Annotated in this window: 13 protein-coding genes and 1 tRNA gene; 7 read left to right on the top strand and 7 right to left on the bottom strand. The window is 67.3% G+C overall.

Features of this window, described 5'->3' with window-relative positions; translation table 11 throughout:
• Positions 1–8 precede the first annotated feature (8 nt).
• The gene (locus ACVT6V_RS00435) at positions 9–1,178 is read right to left on the bottom strand and encodes an alpha-hydroxy-acid oxidizing protein (RefSeq protein ID WP_489897867.1); all 1,170 of its coding nucleotides are present in this window, start codon (positions 1,176–1,178) and stop codon (positions 9–11) included.
• A 375-nt stretch (positions 1,179–1,553) separates the two neighbouring features.
• On the opposite strand from ACVT6V_RS00435, the gene ACVT6V_RS00430 reads away from it, so the two are divergent.
• Positions 1,554–3,422: a hypothetical protein gene (locus ACVT6V_RS00430; protein WP_489897866.1), complete on the top strand. Its 1,869-nt coding sequence runs from the start codon at positions 1,554–1,556 to the stop codon at positions 3,420–3,422.
• A 255-nt stretch (positions 3,423–3,677) separates the two neighbouring features.
• On the opposite strand, the gene ACVT6V_RS00425 is transcribed toward ACVT6V_RS00430, so the two are convergent.
• Positions 3,678–4,451, bottom strand: a complete 774-nt coding sequence (locus ACVT6V_RS00425) for an enoyl-CoA hydratase (RefSeq protein WP_489897865.1) — start codon at positions 4,449–4,451, stop codon at positions 3,678–3,680.
• A 218-nt stretch (positions 4,452–4,669) separates the two neighbouring features.
• Positions 4,670–4,743, bottom strand: a tRNA-Gly gene (locus ACVT6V_RS00420).
• 150 nt (positions 4,744–4,893) lie between these two features.
• Between ACVT6V_RS00420 and ACVT6V_RS00415 the strand changes: the two genes are divergently transcribed.
• The gene (locus ACVT6V_RS00415) at positions 4,894–5,529 is read left to right on the top strand and encodes a TetR family transcriptional regulator (RefSeq protein WP_489897864.1); all 636 of its coding nucleotides are present in this window, start codon (positions 4,894–4,896) and stop codon (positions 5,527–5,529) included.
• A 124-nt stretch (positions 5,530–5,653) separates the two neighbouring features.
• On the opposite strand, the gene ACVT6V_RS00410 is transcribed toward ACVT6V_RS00415, so the two are convergent.
• Positions 5,654–7,087: a hypothetical protein gene (locus tag ACVT6V_RS00410; protein WP_489897863.1), complete on the bottom strand. Its 1,434-nt coding sequence runs from the start codon at positions 7,085–7,087 to the stop codon at positions 5,654–5,656.
• 242 nt (positions 7,088–7,329) lie between these two features.
• Between ACVT6V_RS00410 and dcd the strand changes: the two genes are divergently transcribed.
• The 4 genes from dcd to ACVT6V_RS00390 all read left to right on the top strand — a co-directional run bounded on the left by dcd (position 7,330) and on the right by ACVT6V_RS00390 (position 12,575).
• The gene (gene dcd / locus ACVT6V_RS00405) at positions 7,330–7,905 is read left to right on the top strand and encodes a dCTP deaminase (protein WP_489897862.1); all 576 of its coding nucleotides are present in this window, start codon (positions 7,330–7,332) and stop codon (positions 7,903–7,905) included.
• Positions 7,906–8,019: 114 nt separating this feature from the next.
• The gene (locus tag ACVT6V_RS00400) at positions 8,020–9,426 is read left to right on the top strand and encodes a UDP-glucose dehydrogenase family protein (RefSeq protein ID WP_489897861.1); all 1,407 of its coding nucleotides are present in this window, start codon (positions 8,020–8,022) and stop codon (positions 9,424–9,426) included.
• A 93-nt stretch (positions 9,427–9,519) separates the two neighbouring features.
• Positions 9,520–10,962 (top strand): hypothetical protein, encoded by a 1,443-nt coding sequence (locus ACVT6V_RS00395; RefSeq protein ID WP_489897860.1) that lies wholly within the window; start codon positions 9,520–9,522, stop codon positions 10,960–10,962.
• Between the two features lie 278 nt (positions 10,963–11,240).
• A complete protein-coding gene (locus tag ACVT6V_RS00390) occupies positions 11,241–12,575 on the top strand; it encodes a hypothetical protein (RefSeq protein ID WP_489897859.1) in 1,335 nt (444 codons plus the stop codon).
• A gap of 22 nt (positions 12,576–12,597) precedes the next feature.
• On the opposite strand, the gene ACVT6V_RS00385 is transcribed toward ACVT6V_RS00390, so the two are convergent.
• Positions 12,598–13,374, bottom strand: coding sequence for a MerR family transcriptional regulator (locus tag ACVT6V_RS00385; protein ID WP_489897858.1), 777 nt, complete (start codon positions 13,372–13,374; stop codon positions 12,598–12,600).
• 356 nt (positions 13,375–13,730) lie between these two features.
• Positions 13,731–14,306 carry a TetR/AcrR family transcriptional regulator gene (locus ACVT6V_RS00380; RefSeq protein WP_489897857.1) on the bottom strand — a complete coding sequence of 192 codons (576 nt, stop codon included), beginning with the start codon at positions 14,304–14,306 and terminating at the stop codon, positions 13,731–13,733.
• 94 nt (positions 14,307–14,400) lie between these two features.
• On the opposite strand from ACVT6V_RS00380, the gene ACVT6V_RS00375 reads away from it, so the two are divergent.
• Positions 14,401–15,966: a DHA2 family efflux MFS transporter permease subunit gene (locus ACVT6V_RS00375; protein ID WP_489897856.1), complete on the top strand. Its 1,566-nt coding sequence runs from the start codon at positions 14,401–14,403 to the stop codon at positions 15,964–15,966.
• 33 nt (positions 15,967–15,999) lie between these two features.
• Here ACVT6V_RS00375 and ACVT6V_RS00370 read toward each other — a convergent pair whose 3' ends face one another.
• Complete coding sequence (locus ACVT6V_RS00370) at positions 16,000–17,844, bottom strand: SDR family oxidoreductase (protein WP_489897855.1); 1,845 nt, start codon at positions 17,842–17,844, stop codon at positions 16,000–16,002.
• Between the last annotated feature and the right edge of the window lie 136 nt (positions 17,845–17,980).

The raw sequence follows: 17,980 nt of genomic DNA, 5'->3' as shown, positions 1-17,980 counted from the left end.
CCGGGTTGCTACATGGGGCGCACAAGCGCCCCGTCGGCCCGCAGATCGGCAATCGTGGGATAGCCGTTGATCGCCATCAGCAGGTCGGCCTCGGCCAGGACCGACCGGAGGTGATGGACCAGACCGTCCTCGCCGCCGACGGCCAGCGCGTAGGCGTAGGAGCGGCCGATGCCGACCGCGGTGGCGCCGAGCGCGAGGGCGAGGACGACGTCGCTGCCGTTGCGCACCCCCGAATCGAACAGGACGGGTGTCTCACCGGCCGCGGCCACCACGTCGGGCAGGTGCTGCAATGCAGACAGTCCGCCATTGGCTTGGCGCCCACCGTGGTTCGAGCAGTAGATCGCGTCGGCGCCGACGTCGATCGCGCGCCGGACGTCGTCGGGATGACAGATCCCCTTCGGCATGACCGGCAGATCGGTCACCTCACGAATCCAGGCCAGATCGTCCCAGGTGACCGGCTGGCCGAAGTTCAACGCCCAAGCCAGCACAGCCGAGGCCATGTCCTCCTCCGGACTCTTGTCGAGCTTGCCGGTGAAGTTGGGGTCGGTGAAGTAGTTGGAGATACACATACCGCGCAGCTGCGGAAAGTTCGACGTGTTGAGGTCCCGTGGCCGCCAGCCCGGCGTCCAGGTGTCCATCGTGACGGCGATTCCCTTGTACCCGGACTGCTCCGCACGCTGGATGAAACTCAGTGCGAGGTCACGATCCTTGGGCATGTAGAGCTGGAAGAAGCCCGGTGTCTCCTGGTGGATCGCGCCGGTCGCCTCCATGGGGTCCATCGACAGCGTGGACTGTACCGCCGGGACGCCGGTGCGCTCGGCGGCCCGCGCGACGGCCAGGTCGCCGTGGAAGTCCTGGGAGCAGATCCCGATCACCCCGATCGGCGCCATGAACACCGGCGACGGCAGCGTCGTCCCGAACAACTCGACGGACAGATCACGCTCGGTCGCCCCGACACCCATGCGGGGCACGAGGCCCCACGTGTCGAAGGCGTCGACGTTCGCGCGCTGGGTTCGCTCATTCCCGCAGCCACCCGCGACGTACGACCAGATCCAGGGTGGCAGAACGTCCTGCGCCTTGTGTTCGAGCGACTCGGAGTCCACCGGGTAGCGGGGTAGCACCCCCTGGGTCCCGGCCAGATAGATCTCCAGCTGGAAGGCCCCGTAATCCGGTGTCATGTCACTGTCTCCCTTGTGCGGATCGGTCAAGTCGCGACGTTCCACCCGGCTGTCGCCGAGCCCGCCCCCGTGTGACTGCAGTCACGTGGCGACTCCCGAATGTACGGCATCGTCGTCAGAGCTCGGGCGGGATCGGCGCCCCGAGCGTTGGGGTCTATTCACGAGGATCGCTTTACCAACGCTTTACCAAGTGATGTCAGCGCGCTGGGAGATGCGGGCGCTGAAGTGCAGCTTCTCACTGTAAGTCGCGTGAATTAGGTGGTGCTCACAGCGTCATGCAGGTCACAGAAACACTTCCTGAAACATGTATCTATGTTGTGTCTATCAGCGATGTACTAGATGCGCACACCAATTGTGATGAAGGAAGTGAAGTACATGTCCACCCCGTCCAGCGAGGACAACGACGTCCCGCTGACCCAGACCGGCGAACCCTCGGGCAGCCGGAAATGGAACTACATCGAACCGTCGAAGAAGGCACTCCGCGGAGCACTCGTCGTCCTGTCCGCCGCCGCCATCGGCATGGGCGCGGCCGCACAGCCCGCGCAGGCGTCGCTCATCGGCACCATCACCCAGGGCATCAACCAGAGCGTCAACGACGCCATTGCGAACGTCACCGGCACCATCAAGGATGTCCAAGACGCTGCTCAGGGCGCCATCACCGTGATCGTTCCGACACAGCCCAACCAGCCTCTGACGATCCTCGATCAGATCGCCCAGGGCGTCCAAGACGCGCAGGAGTTCCAACGGAGCCTCGCCGAGGTGCAGCAAGCGATCAAGGACACCAACTCGGTTGACCTGAACACCGTCCTCGCTGCCGTGATCAACGGCGGCGGCTCGCAACTGGCCGACGAGTACGGCATCCAGGTGGCCGGACCGGGCGGTTCGAACGGCGGTGCCGACGGCACCCAGTCGACGGGCACCGGTATCGCGATGGTCGCCCCGGAGAACATCGAACTCGTGCCAACGAGCATCTATCAGCTTGCCGGCGGCGCGTACACGATCGTCGAGACCGGCTACAACGCGTTGAACTTTCTCGGTATCGGCGACCAGATGCCGGCGCTGGGCCAACCGGCGCAAGCGGACGGCACCGCGACGATCAGCGGCAACGGGTACCACGTCGCGTTCGCCACCACCGGCGGTGACGCATTCGCTCACTCGAGTTCCGGCGGCCTGGCGACTGCGGGCGCCAGCGACGGACGGACAGCCTATGCCTTCACCATCGGCGGCCTTGCACACGCGTGGAACACCGACGACGTCGGCGCAACGTTGTTCGGAAACTCCCCATCGCAGTACCCTTCTGCGACTGGGCCGTTCGGCGACCTGCTCGGTCTGACGATCCAGGATCCGACGGTTCTGCCAGGAGTCCAGCAGGTCGACGCCTTCGGCGGCATCAGCTTCGCCTATGCCGATGATGTCGGCGCAGCGGTCAACGTCGGTGGACTCTTCGATGCCTCCGCGATGGTGCATCCGGATCGCTCTCTGCAGGTCGCCCTGACCGATCCAACCGCGGCCGTCTACTCACCACAGGACGTCCTCGGCACCGTGGTCAGCGATATTCTCGCCGGCCAATCTCCTGTGCTGACGAAGGATTTCGTGCGTCTGAGCACCGACGGATCGAGTTCGGTGGCGCTGACCAGCGGCTATGGATTCTCGGATTCGGTGGTCATGCACTGGCTCGGTTCCACGTTCACCTTTGCGCCCCTCGTCGAGATCAACGGACAGTGGCGGCCGAACTATCTGGCTCTGCCGGTGTATCACGCCGGCACGTTCGATCTCGGTGAGCTGATCCCGAGTTTCGATGTGCCGAGCTTCGACCTGCCGTTCGGTCTGCCTTCGATCGACCCGCAGGGGACCGGTGCAGGAGCTACCCCGGCCACCGGAACAACCGGAACCGTGGCGCCCGCGCCGACTGTGACAGCTCGCAGCGCGGTGTTGCCCGCGGCGGTGCAGGCCGATGAGCCCGACAACTCGGCCGCGCCTCAGACGGTGACCGTGGCTCCTGCGTCGGAGGTCACCTCCACCGGCCCGACACTGAGCTCCACGGAATCGGTGACAGCCACCGACACGTCCGACTCCACATCGCAGGCAACCGACGCCTCGAGTGGATCGACGGCGGACACCGTGGCCTCGAACGACGTCGACTCGTCGACCGCCGGCACCGTGGCGTCGAGCGACACGCAGTCGACCGAGTCGACAAGCGATTCGGGGTCGACCGATTCGAGTGGGTCGAGCACCAGCGACTGACCCGCACCCAGATCGCGGCCCCGGACGACCGAAATGGTTGTTCGGGGCCGTTCCACGGCCGGCTGGATTTCTCTGCCCACCCCATCCCCAACTCGGCCCTTCGTGACGGCCCTCCGCTAGCGCTCTGAGCCTCCTCAGGGCCCGGGTGTGGTTGTTCCGCTAATGCTTTGGGTTCGGCTGGTGCTTTGGGTCTGGTCGGGGGCCGGGTGTGGTTGTTCCGCTGGTGCTTTGAATCCGGAAGTACCGCAACCGAGATCAGGAGTCGGTCCAGATCGGATCTCGTTTGTCCAGGAACGCCGACATCCCTTCCTGGGCGTCACACTTCATCGCATTGGTCGCCATCGTCTCCTGCATCAGGGCGTAGGCATCCGCTTCGCTCTCGTCGATCTGTCGGTAGAACGCCGACTTCCCGATGCCCACGGTCAGTGCACTCGATGACGCGATCCTCAACGCGAGATCTCGCACTGTGGAGGCTAATTCGTCATCGGCGACGACATCGTTCACCAGTCCCCAGTCGGCGGCGGTGGCGGCATCGATGACGTCGCCGGTCAACAACATCTTCATCGCCCGCTTGCGCCCGATCGCCCGGGTGAGCGCGACCATCGGGGTCGAACAGAACAACCCGATCTTGACTCCCGGTGTGCTGAACCTCGCCGACGTTGCGGCGACGGCGAGATCACAGGTCGCGACGAGTTGGCATCCGGCGGCAAAGGCGAACCCCGCGACCTCGGCGATGACCGGTTGCCGCACATCGTGCACCGCGGCCATCATCTCGGTGCACGCCGCGAAGACCGCGCGTTCGTCGTCGAGGGTTCGACCGACCAGCTCGGACAGGTCGTGACCGGCCGAGAAGGCGGGGCCGAGTGCGCGGATCGTGATCACCCGGACGTCCGCCGTGGAGTCGAAGGTGCGGAGGGCAGACGTGATCTCGTGCATCGTGTCGGACGACAACGGATTGCGGCGGCCCGCTTCGGTGAGCGTGACGACGCCGATCCCGGCCTCCTGGTGAACGCTGATCCCTTGCGACATGCCGATCTCCTCAACGGTCGTCGGGCATCTCAGCCCTACCGTCGGTTCTAGCACGCGAGAGAAGTGCGGGGTCCCGCTTCATCGGCGATCCCGACAGAATCAGCCTGCCCGAGAGGGGGTGCTTCGGCATCGCTCAGCGGTGAAGTCGATCGTGACCACCGCATGAGCGAATCAGCGGGTACTCGAATATATCGAGATGCAGTTCATTCCCGCGATTCTGGAGCCGATGACGGGAATCGAACCCGCGTATTCAGCTTGGGAAGCTGATGTTCTGCCATTGAACTACATCGGCGTGCGAGGCATTCACCGCGCGATCGAAAGAGTAGCAAACAGTCGCGACGCTCGGTGGGGTGGTGGTCTGTTCAGCGCGTCGAGATCTGACACCATTAAAAACCTACCAGTAGGTTTGAAAAAACCTACCAGAAGGTTTACTCTCTCCGGTGTGAGTCCAGCCGAACCGTCGACCGCGAAGGGCGCCGCCACCCGGGCCCTGCTGCTCGATGTCGCGGCCCGAGTGTTCGCTGAGAAAGGCTATGGGGCAACAAAATTCAGTGAACTGATCGCGGGGTCCGGGCTCACCAAAGGCGCCTTCTACTTCTATTTCCCGTCGAAGGCCGCGCTGGCGCTGGCCGTCATCGACGACCAGGAACGTCGCTGGGTTGACGAGGTTCAGCAGCGCGTCGTGGCGCATACGACCCCGACTGAGCAACTTGCCGACGTCATCCCGGCGATGGTCGATCTCCTCGACCGCGAACCCGGGGCGTGGAGTGTGGTGCGGCTCGTTAAGGAACTGGGCGCCGACGAAGCGTTCGCCGAGGTCGTCACCAAACCCATGGACGCGTGGATCACGCTGTTGAGCGGGATCATTCGTGCAGGCCAGGAATCCCGGGAGTTCCGCGACGACCTCGACCCGGTCGGGCTGGCCACAGTCCTGGTCGGTGCGTTCGACGGAATCAAAGGACTCGTCGACGCAACGGAATCCGACGACCGGGGTGGACAGCTGTCCCGGTACACCGACATCCTCGCCGAACTGGCCTTCGCCGGGCTGGGCATCCTCGGCCATCCCCTCACCCCCTGACCGGAACTGCCCGCGCAGAGAAAGCTGCCCACAACCGCCCACCTCGTGACCGCCGTCGGCGAAATGCCGACGGCGCGTCTCGTGAGGGTGGTTTTCAGCAGCCGGTGGCGGGGTTGGGCCCCGATCACCACCTCGCCGCGGTCACCTTCACCGGCTTCTTGGCCGGCGTCGTCGGCGCGGGCCGCTTGTCCTCGGCAAGACACATCGAGCGAAGAACGTTGTGGTACACGACAAGTCCGTAGAGGTTCGGTGCCCCGACGATCCCGGTCGACTTGGGGACCATGTCCGCGGTGATCCCCGCGCCGGGGAACAGATCGTTCAGCACCGACGCGGCAGGGTCGACCCCGGCTTCGGACCAGGCCAGTTCGACCATGTGCGCGGCAAGCGCATACGCGTAGTACGCCGCGGTCAGCGTCTTGGTCACCGACAGTTCGGACAGCGGCTCGGTCGCCAACAGGTCGTCGCCCTGATTGCGGTTGTGGCTCAACCCGATACCGATGTCCAGTGGCGCGCCACCGACATAGGGGATCAGCACCCCGATCTGCGAGATCGCGTACTCGGGCAGGTTGAAGTCGGCGGGGTCGGCTGGGATCAGGTTCTGATGCACACGTGTCTGCCGCATCCAGCCCTGCAGACCGTCGGTCATGACGGCGATCCGACGGTCCGTCGCCGGATTGCTCGTGATCGACTGCAGATAGTTCGACGTCCGCGTCACGATCCGCGACAGCGGGACACTGCCGATCGACGGGCAGGTCGTCGGGTCGGCGATGTCCACCTGCCCGGCGATGTCGCGGATGATCTCGGGCACCGCGGAGGTGAACCGGAGATCCTTGACCGCTTTGCCCGCATTCTCCTTCTCCGAGCGCGTGACCGACACGATGCACGCATCGATCAGCTTCGCGCTGACCGCCTTGTAGAGCTGGGTGGCGGCGAACACGCCGAGCAGGATCGGCAGGGTGATCAGGGTGCCCACCGTGATCGGACCGGTGATGGTGGCGATGGACGGCACGGTCCGACGAGCGATGGTGAGCGGAACCATCACCGTCACGTAGAGATAGAGCCACACGGTCTCGACGGCCTGGGCCACCGTCAGGTTCTCGACGGGGATCGCCTCGGCGGCATGTCCGTCGCGCACGTTGATCAACTGCGTGACGATCCACTGCGAGATGGGATCCCGATACGTCATGATCGGGTCTTTGTCGTCGGCGCCCAGGTCGTACGGGTGATTGGAGACCGCGAGTTTCGCGATGCGCATGCGCTGCATGTCCCGGTGGGCACGGGCGCGGATGGTCGACGCCTGATTCTTGATCTCGTCGGGCATCCTCGGCAGCAGCGAGTCGAAGATGGCGTCGTAGACGGCCCCGAAGGTCGCGAATCTCGAACCGACACACTCCGTGGGCTCGGCGGAGGGAGCGGTCGCCGCCGGTGTCACCGGCTTCGCAGACGCCATCGCGCCGACTCCGCGTTCACCCCCGAACGAGACCGCGACCGCGATCACCGCCCCGACGGCGACCGTCGTGAGCAGGAACCGACGGGCGGCACCTCGCGACACCGTCATCGAACGACCCGAAACAACCCCACGCGCGCCCATCCGCCCCGATTCCCCGACTCGCCCGGATCAACCGTCCGGCCCCTCTGTGCAGTGTCTCGTGCCCATCACGTACCGATCACGCGACAGTCACGGAGGTCACTGTAGGAGACGGTGTCCGTATTGACCATGTTTCGACGAAAGTCGCATCTACTTCGACGGCTCGCGGCCACACGCTGTTCACCCGAGGCGGGTCGGTTAACCTCACAGGCGTGCTGCTCTCCGATCGCGACATCCGCGCCGAGATCGCCGGTGGGCGGTTGGCGCTCGAACCGTTCGACCCGGCGCTCGTGCAGCCCTCGAGCGTCGACGTGCGACTCGACAGCTTCTTCCGGGTCTTCAACAACACGCGTTACACCCACATCGACCCGGCCCAGCGTCAGGACGAGTTGACCTCGCTGGTTCAGCCGGGCGAGGGCGAACCGTTCGTGCTACACCCCGGTGAGTTCGTGCTGGGCTCGACCCTGGAGGTGTGCACGCTGCCCGACGACCTCGCCGGCAGGCTCGAGGGCAAATCGTCGTTGGGTCGATTGGGTCTGCTCACGCACTCGACCGCCGGTTTCATCGACCCGGGGTTCTCGGGGCACATCACACTCGAACTCTCCAATGTCGCCAACCTGCCGATCACCTTGTGGCCCGGGATGAAGATCGGCCAGCTGTGCCTGATCCGGCTGTCGAGCCCGGCCGAGCACCCCTATGGCAGCGCGGCGGTGGGCTCGAAGTACCAGGGTCAGCGTGGCCCGACACCATCGAAGGCGTACCTGAACTTCGCTCAGTCGTCGGACTGACCTGAGCGCGTTGGCGCGGCGTTCACCTCCGACGATCGCTGTTCATCGGATCGATCGGGCCGGGTCATGTCGTGGTCCCGTCGCCGCCGCAAACCCCGCGTAGTCACTGAAGGCATGAAGCTGACTGTGATCGGGTGTGGTTACCTCGGGGCAACCCATGCGGCGTGCATGGCCGAACTCGGCCACGAGGTGCTCGGTGTCGATGTGGACCCGGACAAGGTCGCACGACTGCAGGCCGGAGACGTCCCCTTCTTCGAACCCGGACTCGCCGACGTGTTGCGCCGCAACCTCACCGCCGGTCGGCTCCGGTTCACCACCGACCATGCCGAGGCCGCCGAGTTCGCGTCGGTGCATTTTCTCGGGGTCGGCACACCGCAGCTGCGCCGCGGATACGGTGTCGACCTCTCCCACGTCGAATCCGCGGTCGACGCATTGACGCCGTTGCTGCGGGGTGAGCACCTCATCATCGGGAAGTCGACGGTGCCGGTGGGTACCTCGGCATCGCTGACCCAGCGGATCGCCGTGCTGAGCGTGCCCGGCTCACACGTCGAGCTGGTGTGGAGCCCGGAGTTCCTGCGCGAGGGCTTCGCCGTCGAAGACACCCTCGAACCCGACCGGCTCGTGCTGGGCACCAACCCGGACAGCGACGACGACAGTGCCGCAGTCCTGTTCGCCGACATCTATCGGTCCATCCTGGACGGCGGCGTTCCCTTCGTCCGAACGGATTGGGCCACCGCCGAGCTGGTCAAGGTCTCGGCGAATGCGTTTCTGGCCACCAAGATCTCGTTCATCAACGCGATCAGCGAGATCTGCGAGAACGTCGGGGCCGACGTCTCCACCCTCGCCGACGCCATCGGCTACGACAATCGGATCGGCCGACGATTCCTCAACGCCGGACTGGGATTCGGGGGCGGATGTCTCCCCAAGGACATCCGGGGATTCGTGGCCCGCGCCGACGAGGTCGGAGCGCACCGGGCGCTGCGATTCCTGCGTGAGGTCGACGCGATCAACACGCGTCGGCGCACCGCACTCGTCGACCTGGTCGCCGACGTCGTCGGCGGTGATGTGCTCGGCGCGAACATCGCGATCCTGGGTGCGGCGTTCAAGCCGGAGAGCGACGATGTCCGCGACTCGCCCGCCCTGAACGTCGCGGGGCAACTCGCGCTGCGCGGGGCCACGGTGACCGTGTTCGATCCGAAGGCCACCGCGAACTCGCGCCGCCTGTTTCCGATGCTGTCGTACGCCGAGAGCGCAGCACAGGCATGTGAGCAGGCCGATGTGGTGGTGGTCGCGACCGAATGGGCCGAGTTCGTACACATGGCTCCCGAGGAACTGTCCGACGTGGTCCGGGGCCGCGTGATCGTCGACGGCCGCCGCTGTCTCGACGCCGGTGCGTGGCGGGCCGCCGGATGGCATTTCCACGCGCTGGGTGGGCCGATGCGCTCCACCGCGCCGGCAGCGACGGTCCGCCGTGCGTCTGTCGACGGGGGATTGTCAGAGGTCGCACGCCCGCGCACCTGATCGCCCCGTGTTACTGTCGTGACCGCATGTCAACGTGCGCCCCGTCGCGGGGACGCATGGGGGAACGTTCATGGACGCAGGGCACCGGATCGGATGACAGACGACGCGACGGATGGCGATCGCTCGGCGGAGGCCACAACCGACTTCGATGCGCGCCCACTCGCCCGCGAACTGCTCGGCGACATCGCGGCGCGCCAGTTGGCGGCGGGTGTCCCGGCCGATCTGCCGTTCATCCTCCTCGACTTCCGGCCCGGGGGACTGCGGCTGGGCCTGGCCGATCCCCGGGTCGAAACCGTGTCATCCGAGAAGGTCGTTGCCGCCATCCGCCCGGTGGTGCTGGACCGTCTGCTCGCCGATCACCTCGTCCGCACCGAACGCGTCGAGGAGCCGACCACCGAGGCCTGGGTGGCCGAGTTGCTCGACCTGGCGGCACGCGGCCGGGAACGGCTGGCCTCCGCGGACGGCACCTTCATCATGGGGCGCGAGCACGTGCGGTTCTTCCGGGTCTCGCAACGGGATCTCGACGAGGCGGTCGCACCCTTGGCGGCCGAGGTCGCCCGACTCTGTCAGGAATTGCTCGCCGGCGCTGACGACCTGGTGACCTCCGTCGTGCTCGGGCCGGGACATCAGCTGTGGCCCGGCCTGTCCCGGACACTTGCCTGGACCGACCAGATCCCCGTCATCGCAGTGGGTGCGCCCGCGCCGGCCGACGACCGGCACCGCTTGCGGCACGAGTCGGATGCGGAGGTCGCGACGGCCCCGGACGTCGTCGCCGACCGCAGCCTTATTGCAGAACCGCTTGGGGCTCAACCTGTTCCCGCCGAGTGTGACACGCACGACACTGAACCGGTTGTCATGCAGTCGATCCCGCAGCCCAACCAGTCGGGCGACTTCCCGGCGGCGTGGGTGGATTCGACGGTGCTGCCGACGACCGACCCCATCCCCGTGGCGACGCTTCCGCCGGCCGAGCTCGCGCGTGTTCCACTCGGCGAACCGGAACGCGTCGACGAGCCGGAACGCGTCGACGTGCCGGACGCTGTCGGCGCGCCGTCGTCGGGCGACCGGTCAAGTGGGGAAACCCAAGTGGGGGTGCCGCCGTCGGCGTCTCCGGTCGGCCACGAGTCACACGGGTGGGAGCTCGGCCCCACCCACGAGCATCCCGCCGCCGGCGCACGGAATCCGAGGCGGTCGCTCACCCGACTCGCCGCTATCGCGGCAGCGGCGTGTGCGGTCGTCGGGATCACGATCGGCGCGGCGTTCGCGGTCACCGGCAACGACAACGACACCCAACAGGTGCATGCGGCACCGACGACCGCGCCGACGTCGTCACCCACGTACGCCGACCCGGCCGACTTCGCGGAGGCCCGCATTCCCGCGGTCCGCTACGTGCCGGCTCCGCCACCGCCCCCCACGACCACCGCGGACCAGCCGACACAACAAGAGCGGCAACCGAATCGTCCCGCCAACCCGCAGCGGCGCCAGCGCGTGATCCCCAACCCGATCCCGGGCCTGCCACCGATCGTCCTTCCCTGGTAGCCCTGCTCATCAGCGCGTACATGCCGGCTGCCCGCCGATCATTGCGCTGTATCCTGCATCGCCGCGTGTTACTGTCAAATTTCTGACGCCGTTGGAAGTCTCGAACGCGCAGACGCCGGTTTCGATCGTGAATCGTGTTCCGACACGTGGGCGACCGGCAGGGCGCCCGCATGTACTCGGGAAATGTTCACGACCGCAGGGCATGAGATCGGATGAGAGATCGCGCGACGACCGTGGGCCGTGGCACACACGCCACGACCGACACTGCCGCGCGTCACGTGAGTGCGTCATTCCTCGGTGACGTCGCCGCGCGGCAGCTGGCCCGCGACATCGACCCCGATCGGCTGTTCCTCCTGGTGGACCTCGCAAGCGACGGAGTACGCATCACGACCGTCGATCCGATGACGGCGACGACGGTGGGGGAGCAGACCAGTTCGACCATCCGGCCGCCGGAGCTCGACCGTCTCCTGGCCGCACATCTCGTCGGCATCGGGCGGGTGGCATCGCCGACCACCGAGGCATCGGCCACCCAGCTGGTCGAACTCGCCGCTCGCGCACGGGCGAGGCTGTCGACCGCCGAGAACACGTTCATGGTCGGCAGGGGCCACGTGCGATTCTTCCGAGTCGGCCGCAGCGACCTCGCCGACGCGACCGCGATCCGGGCCACCGAGATGGCCCGATTGTGTCTGGAGGCGGCGAACGAGGCGCCGTCCCAGGTCAGCTCGGTGGTCCTCGCACCCGGCCATGACGCCTGGCCCGGGCTGCCCGCGATGCTCGGTCAGCGTCTGGCCGCACCCGTGGTGACCGTCGAACCCCCGGGCGCGCGAGGGGCAGACCGAGCGCACGCGAACCGGATTGGTCGCAGGACGATGGCGCCGACGTCCGGACGCCGATCGGATGATGTCCCGGCGGGGCCGCACGGCTCGGACCCGGGCCGGGCCGATCCGAGTGCCGTGTCACCGAGTCTGCCTGCACCGAGCCGGGAGTCGGAAGGCGCGCCGGGATCTTTCGGGTCCCCTGACGCCGAGACCGACTCCGCGGATGACGCGATCACCGCGCCGATCCCACGTGTCGGCCTGTTGCTGGACTGGCCCGACGATGATCCGATCCCGGCGGATGGCCCGTTGCCGATCCCGATCGCGGCATTGTCGACGGATCAGTCGCCCGGCTGGGGGCAACACGATGCCGCGCCGCGGCTGCTCGTCGGCATCGTCGTGATGTGCGCGATCATCGGGATCGTCACCGCGGCATCCATCGCGTTGATCGGGCCGCGGGAGGACAGCGATGCTCCGCCCGCTCTCGCCGACGGCACCTCGTCGGCGTCTGCGGTGGCTCCCACCTACGCCGATCCCGCGGATCTCGCGGTGGCGCGGCTTCCCGCGGTGCGGTACGTCCCGCCGCCGCCACCGCCGGAATCGGCATCGACGTCGGATTCGGGCTCAGGCTCGGGCTCGACAGGCTCCCCACCGGCGCGGCAACGGCCGCAGAGTCGTCAGCCCGCACCTGCGCCCGCACCGGCGCTGCCCCCCGTGCCGGCTCCGCCCGCGCTGCCGCCTCCGCGGGTCATCCCCAATCCGATCCCGGGCCTGCCGCCCATCGTGCTGCCGTTCTAGTGGGTCGAACCCGTTGTCGTGCTCACTGATTCGCGGGATGGTGGGACTCGGCGACCGACTGTCGTGCCCGGACCAGGTACTCACTGAGCTGCCGGGACAGGTCGCGGTCGAGTGCGCGATCGAGCGCATTGTGCGCCGAAACCGAACCAGCCCTGCGTAATTCACTGAGAAGTTCTGTCGCCCATTCGGATTCGGCCGTGCTCTGGGGGAGCCAGCCGTCCTCGTGACCCTCGGTGACCGCTCGCCGTCCGGCCGAGATCACGATCTCGGCGACCGCGGCCATTTCCCTATCGAGGCGCCCGTGAACCTCGAGGATGCCGCTCAGCGGTAGCCCCAGTCGTACCAGTCGTCCGTACGCGGAGACGGTCTCCTGGTCGAGGATGGTGTAGCGGTCGGGATGGGCGTCGCTGCCCTGCGGCTCGATCAACCCGTATTCGGCCAACCGCTCGAAGTGGGCCGGGTTCCCCGAGTTGAGCAGTTCCTTGAGGTCTTCGGCGGACACCACCGTCGACGTCGCCGTAGACCACGGCTCGGACACGACCTCTTCGAGGCCGAGTACCTCGGCGAGGTTCTCGCCACGCTGCAGGCCGGAGAAGAACTCGCCGATGTGCCGAATGGTGAAGCCGCGTTTGAGCAGGTCGTTGATCACCTTGAGGCGTGCGAGGTGCGAGTCGGTGTAGATCGCGATACGGCCCCGACGGAGCGGTCGGGGCAGCAGCCCGCGGTCCTGGTAACCACGCACATTTCGGGTGGTGGTGCCGGCGGCGCGCGCGAGATCGTCGATCCGGTATTCGGTCACCGCGACATTCTCCCAGATGGTCGGCGCTCATCGGATCGGCTCCCGGATGCCGATCGATTGTCCGCACCTTTGGGAACCGGGGGCTCACGTGGGTTGTTCGGTGGCATCGCCCTTCGTGACGCTTCCTCGCAGGCTCGGAGGCTCCTCAGGGATCGGGGGTTACCTCCGGCCTGCGGAAACCCGCTGCCTGAGGAGCGAGCTTGCGAGTCCCTCGCTCCCTGAGGAGCGAGCTCGCGAGTCCCTCGCTCCCTGAGGAGCGAGCTCGCGAGTCCCTCGCTCCCTGAGGAGCGAGCTCGCGAGTCCCTCGCTCCCTGAGGAGCGAGCTCGCGAGCGTCACGAAGGGCCTGCCCGCCGGATCAGGCTGCGATTCCCCGGGCGACCAGGGTCAGCAATTTCTCGAAGTTGGCGGCCGGATCGACGAACGGGGGATGCGCTGACGTCAACTCCAGGCTCACCGCGCCGTGCACACACGCCCAGACCTGGGCGGCCAGTTCCAGGGCGTCGCCGTCCATGATCACACCGGCGGCCTGCCCGTACCGGATGATGTCGGCGAGGACCAGGAAAGCGTCGGCGGCCACCTCGTCGTCGGGGTGGCACTCCGTGGAGAACATGAGTTCGTACAGGGTCGGGTTGGCCAGCGCGAACGCCCGGTAGTTGCGCCCGCTGGTGGTCAGTCGCACCGAGGCATCGGAATCGGTGGCCGCCACGCGCGTGGCGAACTCGCGGAAACCGTCGGTGACCACCGCGTTGAGTAGCCCGTCCTTGCCGTCGAAATGGTTGTAGACGCCCATCGGGGCGACCCCTGCCTCGGTGGCCACCGCACGCACGGTCAACGCGGCTTCGCCCTCGCGTTCGAGCAACCGTCGACCTGCGGAGATGAGGTTTGCGCGGACCTCGGTGGCGGGTGTCCGGGGATTCTTCACTGGCGACATGTTGACAAGTGTACTAGGACGGCGTTCTACTAGATTAGAACAACGTACTACAACGGTGTGACGACGTTCCAATCCACTTCATGAGGAGAAGGTCATGAGAACTCGTTGGCTCGCCCTGGCGGCCCTGTGCTTTGCGGAATTACTCGTGATGGTCGACAACACGATCGTCAACGTCGCGCTGCCGACCATGGCTCGCGACCTCGATGCCGGGATCTCCGGCCTCCAATGGATCGTTGACGCGTACACCCTGGTGTTCGCCGGGCTGTTGCTGACCGGCGGATATCTGGGCGACCGGTTCGGCCATCGACGGATGCTGCTGACCGGCATCGCCGGCTTCGCGGCGGTCTCCGCGCTGGCCGCATCGTCGCAGACCCTGGGCCAGTTGATCGCGGCCCGCGGCGGTCTGGGGCTGTTCGCGGCACTGGTCTTTCCGGCGACCCTGGCGATCATCATCTCGATCTTCGTCGAACCCAGGCAGCGCGCCGCCGCGGTCGGGGTCTGGGCCGCGACGTCGGGCATCGCGGTCGCCATCGGTCCCGTGCTCGGCGGGTGGCTGCTCGAACACTATTCGTGGGCCTCGGTGTTCTGGGTGAACCTCCCGGTGGCGGCGATGGCGGTGGTCGCGATCGTGCTGGTGGTGCCCGGCACACGTCCGGAGCGGGTGTCGCGGTTCGACGCCGTCGGCCTGCTGTTGTCCATCGTCGGCCTCGGGTTGCTCACCTACTCGGTGATCGAGGGCCCGAACTTCGGGTGGGCAGATCCCCGCACCATCGGTGGACTCGTCATCGCCGCGATCGGGTTGGGATTGTTCGCGTGGCGTGAGCTGACCGTCGAGCACCCGATCCTCAACATCCGACTGTTCGCCAACCGGCATTTCGCCACCGCGGCCGGCATGATCAGCGTGGCATTCTTCGCGCTGTTCGGCTTCATCTTCCTCATCACCCAGTTCTTCCAGGCGGTCAAGGGTTACGGGCCGTTCGAGGCCGGTCTGCGGACCCTGCCCTTCGCGATCGTGATGGCGGTGTTCTCGCCGATCGCCATGGCGTGCTCGCATCGGTTCGGTCCGCGGATGGTCGCGGTCGTCGGTGCCCTGCTGATGTCGGGTGGGTTCGCACTCGTCGAGGTGTCCTCGCGATCGTCGGGTTATTGGGAACTCATCGTCTGGTCGATGTCCCTGATGGCGATGGGCCTGGCATTCATCTCGGGTCCGTGCACCCAGGTGATCATGGACGCACTGGAACCCGAGCAGGCCGGCGCGGGTTCGGCGGTCAACGACACGACCCGCGAGATCGGCGGCACCCTGGGTGTCGCGGTGCTGGGTTCCGTGCTGACCTCGGTCTACACCTCGGGAGTCGGCGACCGGCTCGCGGCCATCGGGCTACCGCGGACGGTGACCGGCATCGCCGAGGAATCGGTCATGTCGGGGGTCGAGGTGGCCCACCGCGCACCCGCGTTCGTGAGCGAGCAGGTCCGCGTCGCCGTACAGGACGTGTTCGTCGACGGCCTGCACAGTGCGGTCTGGGTCGCGGTCGCGGTCACCGCGGCCGCTGCGATCGCCGCGGCATATCTGTTGCGGGGAGCGAGCGGCGGCCGCAGCGCGGCTCCCGACCCCGACGCCGATCCCGCGTTCGAGGCGGAGGTTACCTCCGCCGCCGGCTGACATGCGGATAACCCAGGGCGGTCGGGCGTGGACCTACCCGCCCTGGGATGTCGGCGGCCGGACGATCCTGCGGCGCGCACCGAGCCGGGACACCCAGGGGGTGAACCGGTAGATGCGGTAGCCGATCTTGGCCTCGGGGGTCACCGGGACGACCGCCCGGTTGGCCACCAGGGCCCGCACGATGTCGCGGGCCACCTTGTCGGGGGTGAATCCTCGTCGGCGGTACAGGCGATCGAGTCGTTCCTGTTCGGCGGCCTCGGCCTCGGGAGCCAGACCCGCGATCGGGGAAGTGCTGACGATGTTGGTGTCCACGATCCCGGGACAGATCGCGGTCACCCCGATCCGGTGCTCGGCCAACTCCGCCCGCAGGGACTCGGAGAACAGCAGCACCCCGGCCTTCGAGGCCGAGTAGATACCGAGTCCGCGCTGCGGGGTGAACGCCGCCGCCGACGCCACGTTCACGATGTGGCCGCCCACGCCGCGGTCCACCATCTGGCGTCCGAAGGCGCGACTGCCCGAGATGACACCACGCAGGTTCACGTCCAGCAGATGATCGACCTGCTCGTCGGTGGCCTCCAGCGCATCGCCGCCCAGGCCGATCCCGGCGTTGTTGATCACGATGTCGGCCACCCCGTGCGTGGTCTTCACCTGCTCGGCGAAGTCGGTGACCGCGCCGACGTCCGACACGTCCACGCGATATCCGGTCGCCCGCGCGCCGGCTGCACGACAATGCCGCGCCGTCTCGTCCGCGGCCGCGGCATCGATGTCGGCGGCGACGATCTCGCAGCCCAGTTCGGCCAGCGTGTACGCGGTCTCGCGGCCGATGCCGCTGCCCGCGCCGGTCACCACGGCCAGGTGCCCGGTCACCGGCGTCGGGCCGCCGACGAGGCGCGCCCGGCCGACCGTGTCCGGCCGGGCGGCGTTGCCGTGCTCGTGCAGCTCGATGAACTCGCGGGCACACTGCGCCAGATGGTCGGGATGCGCGTACGGCAACCAGTGACCTGTCGGGGTCTGCCGGCGCCACAGCTTCGCCGCGTGCCGCCGCGTGTTCACGAAGATCGCCGGTCGCAGCGCGACGTCGCGTGTGTTGACGAGTTCCAGCACGGGCACCGACGTCGGACGGGGGTGTGGCGGCCGCCGACGTCGGCTCAGGTTGGCGCGGTAGTACCGCAGCCCCGACACCGCATCGCGACGAAACGTCGGGCCGAGGACGATCTGGTCGCGGTTGACGCCTTCGGTACGGCCGACGAACCATCGCCATCGTCGCGGCGAGAGCGCAACGCCGACCAGCACGTCGGACAGTCCCGGGATCTTGAACAGCCGCGCGTACAGGGAGCAGAGCTGCTGCGCGGTCAGGTCGCGCAGGCTGCGGGGGGTGGGTCGGCGGCGACGCTCGGTGAACCACTCGTCCAGGTAGTCGAGATTCGGCCCGGACACCGAGACGAACGACGCGATCCGGTCTGCGATGCCGGGCGTCGTCACCGCCTCCCACGACTGGACCGACCCCCAGTCGTGCGCCACGACGTGCACGGGATGATCCGGGCTGACGGCGTCGGCGACCGCACGCAGGTCCGCCGCGAGGTGATCGAGGCGATAGGCCTCCACGTGGCCGGGGCGGTCGCTCTCCCCGTAGCCGCGGGTGTCGTAGGCGTAGACGTCGAAGTGTTCGGCGAGGATCGGGGCGACGTGGGTCCACAGGTGGTGGGTGTCGGGCCAGCCGTGCACCAGCAGCACGGTCGGGCGTCGGTTGCCGACCTGGTCATCGTCGGTCGTGGGCTCGGCGCGCGGTGAGGTCGCCGCGAAGACGGCCAGACGCACCCCGTTGCCGTCGATGATCTGTCGGTGCCAGTCGCTCACTCTCGGTCCTCCCCAGGCCATGTGTGATTTGTATTACAACGAAGCTGGTGTGTGGCGGCCGCCATTGTCCGCTCCGGCGCCCGTCGGTGCTGTTCACGGGGCCAGGACGAGGTGACGGTCAGCGCACCGATGCGTCTCGGATCGGTCTCCTCCGAAT

This window comes from Gordonia sp. LMA167, from assembly GCF_058130025.1.
This window is presented reverse-complemented; position numbering and strand designations above follow the sequence as displayed.